Below are 10,167 nucleotides of genomic sequence, written 5' to 3' on the forward strand. Positions count from 1 at the left end.
AAGCGTTGAAGTGTGACAGTTACTTTGCTGCTCCGTATCACTCTTGGGAAAGAGGTCAGAATGAGAATGCTAATGGGCTACTCAGGCAGTATTTCCCCAAGTCGATGGAGCTTAATAACGTTACAGAAAAAGAAGTCATCATAGCGGTTGATAAGCTGAATAATAGACCTAGAAAATGCCTTGACTACAAAACACCTTATGAGGCTTTCAAAGAGTTAACTGGGATTGATGTAAGAAAAGTTATGGGTTATGTATTTATTACTTGAATTCAAGTGTATTAAATGCAGCTCACTACACTAGGATGATCTGATCATCTTTTGATCTGAGGCAAAAAAGTTGATTATTCTGTCGTTTTTTTCAAAAGGAGGTGGAAAAAATGCATTTATGGTTTTTGAGTGGGTATATGTGATTGCTTTAAGCGCTGTTTATGGTGGGGCATATTTTCGTAACTGACAGCAGTGATGGCGACCAAGTGGCGAAAGGAAACAACAAAAAAAAGGCCAGTTAATCAACCGGCCTGAAGGGGGGAAAGTTTGAAAGGTGTTAGTGGTTACGCAATGCCTCGATACGCTGATCCAACGGCGGATGACTGGTAAACAGCGCTGTCAGTCCACTCTTGCCGCCACTGCGAATGCCGAAAGCACTCATGGTTGCTGGCATGGCGGAAGGGGCTTCGTATTCGGAGCGCAGTCTTTCCAGGGCGGCAATCATATCGCCACGGCTGGCCAGTTCGGCACCGGCTTCATCGGCACGGAATTCCCGCAGGCGGGAGAACCACATAACAATGGCGCTGGCCAGAAAGCCAAGAATGATTTCTGCAATAAACGTTGCAATGTAGAAGCCAATACCCACACCGCCTTCACCTTCGTCATCACGGCGCAGGAACGAGTCAACGGCATAACCCACAATGCGGGCAAAGAACATCACAAAGGTATTCACGACACCTTGAATAAGCGTCAATGTCACCATATCGCCGTTGGCAACGTGACCAATTTCGTGGCCGATAACCGCGCGAGCTTCGCTGGGGCTGAAACGATCCAGTAAACCTTGGCTGACCGCAACCAGTGCTGAGTTTTTGTTCCAGCCCGTCGCAAACGCATTGGATTCCGGAGAGTTGAAAATACCCACTTCCGGCATGCCGATACCGGCTTTGTCCGACAGTTCTTTTACGGTATCCAGCAACCAGCGCTCTTGAGCGGTTCGTGGCTGGTCAATAATCTGGGTGCCAGTGCTCATCTTTGCCATGGTTTTGGAAAGTAGCAGGGACACAAAAGAGCCGGCAAAGCCAAATACCGCACAGAACACCAGCAGCGAGCTCAGGTTCAGCCCTTCACTGGTCAGGTAGCTGCCGACGCCGAGAATATTCAGTGTGACACTGGCCAGCAGAATAACTGCCATGTTGGTGGCCAGAAACAAGAGAATTCTCTTCATTATTTAGGGTGACCTCATCGTCATCATTATCATCATTAAGGAGGTTGTCGCAAAACTCCAAACATCTCGTTCCCATGCTTTGAGGTTGTCGCAAAAGCCCTGGTTCCCACGCAAAGCGAGGCTGTCGCGAAACCCTCCAACTCTGGCTCCCATGCTTTGCGTGGGAGCCGGAAACCCTGATGTTTGGGATATGCATTCCCACGCTGGAGCATGGGAACGAGTTGGTTGAGAGTTTTGCAACACCTTCTATCTAAGGGGTATATGGAGATGCGCACTCCACCTTTCAAGCATTGATGGAGTGCGTATTTTGGTTTTTACAACCTGCTGACACAGCTGCGGTTAGCAGCATTAATCAGCGGTGAAGAACTTTTGTGCAGCGGCGGCAATGGCATCGGAACCTTTGTCTTTTAAGGCTTCTCTGCACTGCCAGGCAAGGGTGGATTGTTTTCTGGCAACCAATGGTGGCAAGTTGGGAGCCTGATCCTCCAATGCTGGCTGAAAGGTCGGCAAGCTCAGTCGGAGAAAACTTTTCTCGGTCAGAGCTACCTGATCCAGAGCATCCTGACGGATATTGTCCTGATAACGAATATACCCTTCCGACGCCAGCCATAGCAGTGTGTCGAAGCATGCTTTATGGCGGCGATTGGGAATGCCGAACTCATCGGTGCCGGCATTACTGATCAGGTCATCCACATATACGGTGGTCAGCCTTGGAAAAGCGTTGTACAACTGGATCAGGGTTTTCAAACAATCCTGATAGAACTCGTCAATGTGTATATCAGCCATGGGCGATCCGTCTTCTATTACTGTCTGTATCGGCTGAGGAAACGTTCCAGTCGAGTCATCACATCTTCCAGCTCGTCAACTCTGGGCAGGGAGATGATGCGCAGATGATCCGGGTCCGGACAGTTGAAAGCGGTGCCTTGAACCAGCAGCACTTTCTCTTGCAGCAGAAAGTCCAATACCAGCTTCTGGTCATCGATAATGCCAAAGTGTTTCGGGTCCAGTTTTGGGAACAGGTAGAGTGCCCCTTTGGGTTTTACGCAGCTGACCCCGGGGATTTGTTCCAGCATTTCCCAGGCGCGATGGCTTTGTTCGTAGAAGCGACCACCCGGAACGATTAATTCATTAATACTTTGATAGCCACCCAATGCCGTTTGAATGGCGTGTTGGGAAGGCACGTTGGCGCAAAGGCGCATGGAGGCCAGCATTTCTAAACCTTCCAGATAGCTTTTGGCATGGTCTTTCGGGCCAGAAACCACCAGCCAGCCAGCACGGTAGCCAGCCACGCGGTAAGATTTGGACAGGCCGTTAAAGCTGATGCAAAGTACATCCGGCGCCAGAGACGCCATGGCAGTGTGTTCAACGCCGTCGTAAAGAATTTTGTCGTAGATTTCGTCGGCAAAGATGATCAGATCGTGTTCTCTGGCCAGCTGAATAATCTCTTTCAGAATCTCATCTGGATAAACGGCACCGGTTGGGTTATTTGGGTTAATTACCACAATACCACGGGTTTTTGCAGTGATTTTACTGCGGATATCGTCAATGTCCGGATACCAGTCTGATTGTTCATCTTTGCGATAATGCACTGCGCGGCCGCCGGATAGATTAACGGCAGCTGTCCACAGAGGGTAATCCGGAGATGGAATCAGCATTTCATCGCCATTGTTCAGCAATGCCTGCATGGTCATTACCACCAGTTCGCTGACACCGTTACCAACGATGATGTCTTCCACGGTAATGGGCGGAAAGTTCTTCTGCTGGCAGTACTGCATGATGGCTTTGCGGGCAGAGAACAAGCCTTTTGAGTCACAATAGCCTTGGGAGACAGGCAAGTTGCGGATGACATCCTGAGTGATTTCATCCGGTGCATCGAAACCAAACGCCGCAGGGTTGCCCGTGTTTAACTTGATAACACGATGCCCCTCTTCTTCAAGCCGTTTGGCTTCCCGAAGAACAGGGCCGCGGATGTCGTAACAGACATTATTCAGTTTGGTGGATTTTTCTATATCCTTCATTGGTGCTTTTCCGGTGCTGGGTGTGACTCAGCCTTGGATTATGAAGGGATATGGCCTCTGTTGCACTAGCTTAAGATAGAAACTTTATCACCAATATGAATGACGCCCTCACCATCCGGAATTAGATTCTGCCCAAAAATAACGCCCATATCGGTACGGCGATATTTGGACAGTGTCGTCAGTGGCTCAGTGCCGTCTCTTTCGGCGGTCTCAGGGTTGATGGTGGTCATTATGCAACGGGAGCAGGGTTTGGTTGCACGAAAGGTGATATCACCAATTTTCAGGGTATTCCAGTTATCTTCATCAAATGGGGTTTTACCATTAACAACGATGTTTGGACGGAACCGGTTCATAGTCATTGGCTGTTCAAGGCGCTGATTCAAATCCTGCAATGAGGCTTCATTGGTGAGCAGAAATGGAAAACCATCCGCAAAGCTGGTGTGGTCACCGGGGTTGGAAAATTGTGGGTCAGTAACTCTGATTGCCTCATCAGGTTGATAGACCAGTCGGCAGCGCAAGCCAAGTAAGCGGCTGAACCATTCGGCGGGCTGGTCGCCGGCATCCAGTGCGTCACAGTTGTCTTTCCAGACCGTTACTGGCTTATGAGCGGCATCTGTCGTCGGAGTTGGGATATGCAGTTTGCCTGCTCCCTGAGCGGATGCCTGCAGTCCATCTGCTTCAACAGAGATATGAATCAACGCCATTTTGTGATGCTTGCGCTGAGTCAGAAATCGTCCGTTTTCATCGACCAGTAGCCATCGGCGGTCATGCTCAAAGCCTCTGAGGGTGACCTTTGCTGAACTCAGGTTTATTGGTTGGGCTGACTTCACGGGGTAGATGGCAAGCTGGGTAACTTCCATTGATATCCATTCCGATATTTTGTGTATTTGGATCTGGATGCATAGTATACCCAAAGGATTTCAAGTTGCTACGCGGCGGCAAGTGAGTGAATCCCCGTGAGCCTACAAATAGTAGGTGATCGGGGTGAGTGAACGCAGCCAACAAAGTAGCAACTTGAAAGGCGATGGGTATACCCGTACATAGTGTTTTCGATTGTGAAGAGTTGGTAATGACGACAAAAAAAACAGAACAGCAATGGCGAGAAGCGCTGACCGATGAGCAATACCGGGTCTGCCGGGAAAAAGGAACTGAGCGCCCGTTTACCGGCGAGTATAATTTTTTTGAAAAAGAGGGCGTCTTCCATTGCGTTTGTTGTCAGCAACCGCTGTTTGATTCCACCGTTAAGTTTGATGCCGGTTGTGGCTGGCCAAGCTTTTATGCAGTGGTCGATAGTGATGCGGTGAAAACGGTAGAAGACAACAGTCTTGGAATGCAGCGTATTGAAGTCATGTGCGCAAACTGTGATGCCCACTTGGGGCATGTGTTTCCCGATGGGCCGGAGCCCACCGGTTTACGGTATTGCATTAACTCTGTGGCGATGAGGTTTAAAGATCGGCGTTCATAGCCATTCCGAGATCACTTTGCTCAGTGCTTTTTTGTTAAAGGGTTTGGAAAGGTAGTCGTCCATACCCGCTTGCTTGCATTGTTCCTGGTGCTCGTTCAGGGCATTGGCCGTCAACGCAACAATCGGAATATCTCGCGTTTCTGAGCGCTCCCGAAGTTGCTGTGTTGCGGTGTATCCATCCATAACGGGCATGTTGCAGTCCATCAGAATAAGATCAAACGTATCGCTGATACAGGCTGAAATACAATCTTCACCGTTATGGGCAAGGGTTACTTCGTGGCCCAGTTGTTCCAGCATGCCTTCTGTTACCAGTCGGTTAATGGCGTTGTCTTCAACCACCAGTATTTTCTTTTTCTGATAAAACAGTTGTTCTGTGGGCTCAAAATTTTGAACGACAGATGTTGTGCTGGTATCGCTGGTTTTAGCAACAATCGCCCCAAGTGTTAATTTGACCGTAAAGGTACTGCCACTGCCTTCTAATGACTTAACCTCAATGGTGCCATTCATCGCTTTAATGATTTCTTTCGTTAAGGCAAGGCCCATACCGGAGCCACCGTAATGCTGGTAGATATCATTGTTGGCCTGAGTGAAGGGAGAGAAAATCGCCTGTTGAGCGTCTTTGGATATACCTATTCCAGTGTCACGCACATGGATGGCAATACGCTCCTTACTATCTTCAAGTAACTCGCTGACCAGTGACAGGCTGATCATGCCAGAATGCGTGAATTTGATAGCATTGCCGAGCAAGTTATTGACTACCTGAGTGATGCGAATAGGGTCTCCCATCAAGGTTGCAGGCAATGCCGGATCAATTTGGCAGGTGAGTGGAATTCCCTTCATGTGGGCTTTTTGCCCCATGACCATCACGGACTCTTCAAGCACTTTTTTGAGATTAAACGGCACCTGATCAACAACGGTTTTACCCGATTCCAAGCGAGCCAGGTCCAGCATGTTGTTCAATAGCTTCACTAATCTGGCGCCGGATTGGTGAGCGAGCTCAAGCCGGGAATGTTGGTCTGGGCTCAGTTCGTCATTAATGGCCAGCTCCAGCATGCCAAGAATACCGTTGAGTGGTGTCCGGATTTCATGGCTAAGGCTGGAGAGTTGATCGCCGCGAATTCTTGCGGATTGCAACGCCGCTTGTCTTGCACTGTCTAATGCCTTGTTGGCTTTGAACAGGGCGTCGTTATTTTTCTGCAACTCCTGGGTGCGCTCAGCAATACGGTTCTCAAGTTCCTGAGTGTGAACACGCAGCTCACTTTCCGCCAGACTCCGGCGGTATAACTGTTGTTTTATATCTTCCTGGAAGTCGTTAAAGCTCTGACTGAGCTGGCCAATTTCATCGTGTTGATGACTTCGGGGAATAGACATTGATTGTCGTGTACTACCTGCGCGGACTCTTTGCACATGCTGGGTCAATCTCTGCAGGGGTTTAGTGAGCATGATGTAGAGCATGAAGTGCAGGGCAAGGGCGAGAAGCAGAGTTCTGGCAATGCCAAAGGTTAGAGTCAGTACGGAACGGTCGATGAAAGCCTGGGCAGAGGCTCGGGTATCAGCAACAATTGTCAGGTTGCCGAGGTCTTCTTCGCGGTCATAAGGGACTGAGAGTCGCTGTTGGTAAACACGGGTAGTGCCAAATAAATATTCTACCAGTTGGCTGTCGTCTACCTGTTCGACAGTGTCCACCGGGCGGGTAGCATCCCCCAAGAGGTATTGTTCTGGTGTGGCTATGGTTGCCTGAAGGATCAACGGTGATTCAGTGAGGCCGCTAACCAGCTCCGATGCCAATTCTTCATCAAGGTTGTAGGCGATACGGGAGGCTGGAGCCATACTGACATCCAGGTAGGCCTGTATCGAGGCATCGATACTGTTATCCTGAGTAAGGTAGTCATGGGTAACCTCTAGCGATCCAAACACTAGTCCCAGAATGAACGCAACGGTAACCGTGTACCTGACTTGCTTGTACGAAAGTCTGTCTCTGAAATTCATTATTCGGCCGATCCCTGGCTGGGGTCTGTTGATGCTTCGTTGCGGGTTCAGCAGGTGCCCCAGAAAAACGCCATCCATATTGTCAGGCTTGCTTGACGTAGAATAACTACGCACTGCACAAGCCTTCCGCGTGGTTGACGTTTTCTGGGGCACTGAGCCTCGGCAACGCAGCATCAACAGACCATAAACATCGAGACGAAATGTCTCATTTCAACCTTTATAATCGGTAATCAATTGTAATTACAAGGAAATAGGTCACATCAGAGTACTTGACTCAATGCATGAGGGTCATTACTATACGCACCCGCTGCACCAATGCACGAAGGTTTACGTCCCCTTCGTCTAGTGGCCTAGGACACCGCCCTTTCACGGCGGTAACAGGGGTTCGAGTCCCCTAGGGGACGCCATTTCTTTTTTCTCCTCCGATTATTTTTAGCCTTTTTTTTAAATAGTTCTCTCAAGCTGAGTTATCATTTAGTGATATGATTTCTTAAGCGCTATAGAGAGGACGTTGTGCATCTCTTTTCCCCCATCAAACGAATTCCCGTGCTTTTTCTGACTGTGCTTGCTGGCTGCAGTCAGGTATCAACAAAACCACTTTCTGACTTATCAGCCTGTCATTCCGATGTTGTTGAACTTTTGGTGCAACAGAAAATTCTGGCACCAGAAGGGTTATCAAACAGCGAGAAACCCATAGGTTACAAAGCTGGCTGCGCTGATTTAAACGGCGATGGTCGTCAAGAAATCTTTGTTCTGATGCAAAGCCTTTGGTTTTGTGGAACGGGAGGCTGCTCTGCCTTTATTTTTGATAATCAAGGCAACGAGTTGAGCCAGATGAGCGTGACTGATGAGCCTGTTTTACTGTCTGACAACAAAAATAATGGGTGGCGGGCGATCTACGTCTGGAGTGATGGCGCTATGCGGAAAATGAACTTTGATGGTGAGAAGTACCCGGGCAACCCATCAATGCAGCCTGTTTATCATAATGAACATGAAATCAAAGCAGCTCACGCCAAGGCGATGGCCAGCGAGATTTATCAGCAGGATGGCCACCAGTTAAAACTGGTTAGAGATGTCCCGATCTTTCAGCCAGCGCACCTCTATACATTTTCATTTCTGCATTATGGTGATCCAACGGTTGAGTATCTGATGACAGTCAATATGAAAACCAATGAACAGGAATTGACGACTCGTCCTTTGGCTCAAACTCACTAAATTGTGGTAAACCCCTAGAAGTTTGCTGTTTGCATTGTTATAAAGCCTTTTTTACCTAGTTACCAAAATAATCAGGGGTAAGCATGAAGCTTTCCGCCTTTGGCGAAAAATTTACCAGTCACTCCGGCATCCTTTCTTTAATGGATGATCTCGGCAACGCACTCGCCGATGGCAAAGATATGATCATGATGGGCGGTGGAAATCCTGCCCATATTCCCGAAGTGGAAGCTGTGTTTCGCCAGCGGTTGCAAAAAATCACTGATAGCCAGACCGAGTTTACCCGGCTGGTGGGTACCTACGACCCACCACAAGGGGAAAAAGATTTTGTTCGTGAAATGGCGAGTTATTTGAACCGGCAGTTTGGTTGGAAGCTCACTGAACGCAACATTGCGCTGACTAATGGCAGCCAGTCCGCCTTTTTTATGATCTTCAATATGTTTGCCGGCAGCTATGGCGATGGCAGTCATAAACGCATTCAGTTACCACTGGCGCCGGAATATATTGGTTATTCCGATGCGGGTCTGAGCCATGATTTCTTCGCGGCGAATAAACCGGATATCGAACATCTGGATCAACATGTTTTCAAATATCGGGTGGATTTTCAGGAGCTGGTAGTAGACGACAGTATAGGTGCCATCTGCGTCTCCAGACCGACGAACCCAACGGGCAACGTACTGACTGATCAGGAAATTGAGCGCCTTGATGGGCTTGCTTTGCAACACGACATTCCGATGATTATCGATGGTGCCTACGGTACACCATTCCCCAAATTGATATTTACCCAAGCCACGCCTGTGTGGAATGAAAATACCATTCTTTGCCTGAGTCTTTCCAAATTGGGTTTACCTGCCGCTCGAACCGGTATTGTGATTGCGAACGAAGAAGTTATCAGAGCATTGTCGGGTATTAACGCCATTATGAACCTGGCACCGAACAGCACCGGTAGCTTGCTGGCGCTGGATATGATTCGTGATGACAGCATCAATACGCTGTGTGAAAACGTGATTCGCCCTTACTATCAGGAAAAGGCTGAGTTTGCGGTGAATATCCTCAAGCAGCGTTTAGGTGATTCGGTGCCTTGGCACGTCCATAAGCCGGAAGGTGCCATGTTCCTCTGGCTCTGGTTTGAAGGATTACCGGTCTCCAGTCTTGAGTTGTATGAACGATTGAAAGCGAGAAATGTGCTGGTAGTTTCCGGACATTACTTCTTCCCGGGGATTGATGATGACTGGCCTCATAAGCATGAATGCCTGCGATTGACGTATACCCGGGATCATGCAGCCGTTGAGAAAGGGTTGTCCATTCTGGTAGAGGAAGTTCTCAAGCTATACGACGCATAGACTGTTATATCTGACAGTGTTTTGTATGTGAGAGAACATTATTATTGCTGTTAGCATAAAGTGTCCGTTGAGTGTCTGGGTTTGTCTATACTTCCCAGCTCAGCGACTCGCGCATACCATCTTCTTCAGGGCACGCAATGCATAATACTGAGAGGAGTAAGCAAAACTCATATTTCTACGAAAAAGGCTCTTCAGATAGAGGGGGGCATGGTTTCATACCTCAAAAAGCTCACGATTCGCTGGGTCGGCAGTTGCAGCCAGTTGATTCATTTGAACGTCATGTTTCAGGAGTAACAGAGACAGAAGGCTTACAAAAGACCAACAAGGAAAATTATTTACTATCAGGTTTAAGGAAATCGCTAAGAAAGTTAAAAGTTACAGTTGTATCAGAAAATAGCAGGTTGACAGGTTTTAGTCAGGTTAAGCCTGACGCTAACAGTAAAGTTAATGAAATCAAAGAACAACTTCGTGATGTTCTAGTGTAGTGAGCTGCATTTAATACAACATCACTGCTGTCCGGTTAAAAATCTGGGGAAGAACTGAAGTGCTTGTCTCTGTTGATCTACGGTAAAATAGCGGTTGTCGAGACAGCTATTTTACAGAACAAGAGAGACAGGCATGAAGCATCATAACAGCGTTTTCCAACAGTTACTCAAAACAATCCCACGTCACCAGTTTCAGAAGGTAGTTGATCGACACAATGGGGATC

11 protein-coding genes and 1 tRNA gene are annotated in these 10,167 nt (G+C 48.2%); 7 read left to right on the forward strand and 5 right to left on the reverse strand.

From position 1 onward, the window contains the following. The coding region (locus AKL11_RS15925; protein ID WP_172807225.1) for an IS30 family transposase at positions 1-266 on the forward strand (266 nt) is incomplete at its 5' end. Positions 267-543: 277 nt separating this feature from the next. Here AKL11_RS15925 and htpX read toward each other — a convergent pair. The 4 genes from htpX to AKL11_RS15945 all read right to left on the reverse strand — a co-directional run bounded on the left by htpX (position 544) and on the right by AKL11_RS15945 (position 4,309). Continuing rightward, entirely contained in the window at positions 544-1,431 is an 888-nt protein-coding gene (htpX, locus tag AKL11_RS15930) for a protease HtpX (RefSeq protein WP_067519192.1), read from the reverse strand. A gap of 348 nt (positions 1,432-1,779) precedes the next feature. Continuing rightward, on the reverse strand, positions 1,780-2,217 hold the full coding sequence (locus AKL11_RS15935) for a hypothetical protein (protein ID WP_067519194.1): 438 nt from the start codon (positions 2,215-2,217) through the stop codon (positions 1,780-1,782). A 17-nt stretch (positions 2,218-2,234) separates the two neighbouring features. Next, positions 2,235-3,449: a pyridoxal phosphate-dependent aminotransferase gene (locus AKL11_RS15940; RefSeq protein ID WP_067519196.1), complete on the reverse strand. Its 1,215-nt coding sequence runs from the start codon at positions 3,447-3,449 to the stop codon at positions 2,235-2,237. Positions 3,450-3,514: 65 nt separating this feature from the next. Next, positions 3,515-4,309 carry an MOSC domain-containing protein gene (locus AKL11_RS15945; protein ID WP_067519198.1) on the reverse strand — a complete coding sequence of 265 codons (795 nt, stop codon included), beginning with the start codon at positions 4,307-4,309 and terminating at the stop codon, positions 3,515-3,517. A 209-nt stretch (positions 4,310-4,518) separates the two neighbouring features. On the opposite strand from AKL11_RS15945, the gene msrB reads away from it, so the two are divergent. Then, entirely contained in the window at positions 4,519-4,914 is a 396-nt protein-coding gene (gene msrB, locus AKL11_RS15950) for a peptide-methionine (R)-S-oxide reductase MsrB (protein WP_067519200.1), read from the forward strand. Here msrB and AKL11_RS15955 read toward each other — a convergent pair. Continuing rightward, on the reverse strand, positions 4,909-6,903 hold the full coding sequence (locus AKL11_RS15955) for a response regulator (RefSeq protein WP_172807306.1): 1,995 nt from the start codon (positions 6,901-6,903) through the stop codon (positions 4,909-4,911). The genes msrB and AKL11_RS15955 overlap by 6 nt on opposite strands. A 331-nt stretch (positions 6,904-7,234) precedes the next feature. On the opposite strand from AKL11_RS15955, the gene AKL11_RS15960 reads away from it, so the two are divergent. From AKL11_RS15960 to AKL11_RS26670, 5 genes are all read left to right on the forward strand, one after another. Beyond that, a tRNA-Glu gene (locus AKL11_RS15960) sits at positions 7,235-7,310 on the forward strand. A gap of 106 nt (positions 7,311-7,416) precedes the next feature. After that, positions 7,417-8,118, forward strand: coding sequence for a COG3650 family protein (locus AKL11_RS15965; RefSeq protein WP_095210432.1), 702 nt, complete (start codon positions 7,417-7,419; stop codon positions 8,116-8,118). A gap of 83 nt (positions 8,119-8,201) precedes the next feature. Continuing rightward, positions 8,202-9,458 (forward strand): valine--pyruvate transaminase, encoded by a 1,257-nt coding sequence (locus AKL11_RS15970; RefSeq protein WP_067519204.1) that lies wholly within the window; start codon positions 8,202-8,204, stop codon positions 9,456-9,458. 137 nt (positions 9,459-9,595) lie between these two features. Continuing rightward, positions 9,596-9,943: a hypothetical protein gene (locus AKL11_RS15975; protein WP_067519206.1), complete on the forward strand. Its 348-nt coding sequence runs from the start codon at positions 9,596-9,598 to the stop codon at positions 9,941-9,943. A 133-nt stretch (positions 9,944-10,076) separates the two neighbouring features. Further along, positions 10,077-10,167 (forward strand): DUF4372 domain-containing protein (locus AKL11_RS26670; protein ID WP_157673631.1); only part of this gene is annotated, 91 nt, incomplete at its 3' end.

The sequence above is a fragment of the Endozoicomonas ascidiicola genome (genome assembly GCF_001646945.1).
Taxonomy (GTDB): domain Bacteria; phylum Pseudomonadota; class Gammaproteobacteria; order Pseudomonadales; family Endozoicomonadaceae; genus Endozoicomonas; species Endozoicomonas ascidiicola.

Excerpts from the sequence above, each read along its gene's own strand:
- htpX (WP_067519192.1), bottom strand. The coding sequence starts at position 1,431 with ATGAAGAGAATTCTCTTGTTTCTGGCCACCAACATGGCAGTTATTCTG.
- AKL11_RS15935 (WP_067519194.1), bottom strand. The coding sequence starts at position 2,217 with ATGGCTGATATACACATTGACGAGTTCTATCAGGATTGTTTGAAAACC.
- AKL11_RS15940 (WP_067519196.1), bottom strand. The coding sequence starts at position 3,449 with ATGAAGGATATAGAAAAATCCACCAAACTGAATAATGTCTGTTACGAC.
- AKL11_RS15945 (WP_067519198.1), bottom strand. The coding sequence starts at position 4,309 with ATGGAAGTTACCCAGCTTGCCATCTACCCCGTGAAGTCAGCCCAACCA.
- msrB (WP_067519200.1), top strand. The coding sequence starts at position 4,519 with ATGACGACAAAAAAAACAGAACAGCAATGGCGAGAAGCGCTGACCGAT.
- AKL11_RS15955 (WP_172807306.1), bottom strand. The coding sequence starts at position 6,903 with ATGAATTTCAGAGACAGACTTTCGTACAAGCAAGTCAGGTACACGGTT.
- AKL11_RS15970 (WP_067519204.1), top strand. The coding sequence starts at position 8,202 with ATGAAGCTTTCCGCCTTTGGCGAAAAATTTACCAGTCACTCCGGCATC.
- AKL11_RS15975 (WP_067519206.1), top strand. The coding sequence starts at position 9,596 with ATGCATAATACTGAGAGGAGTAAGCAAAACTCATATTTCTACGAAAAA.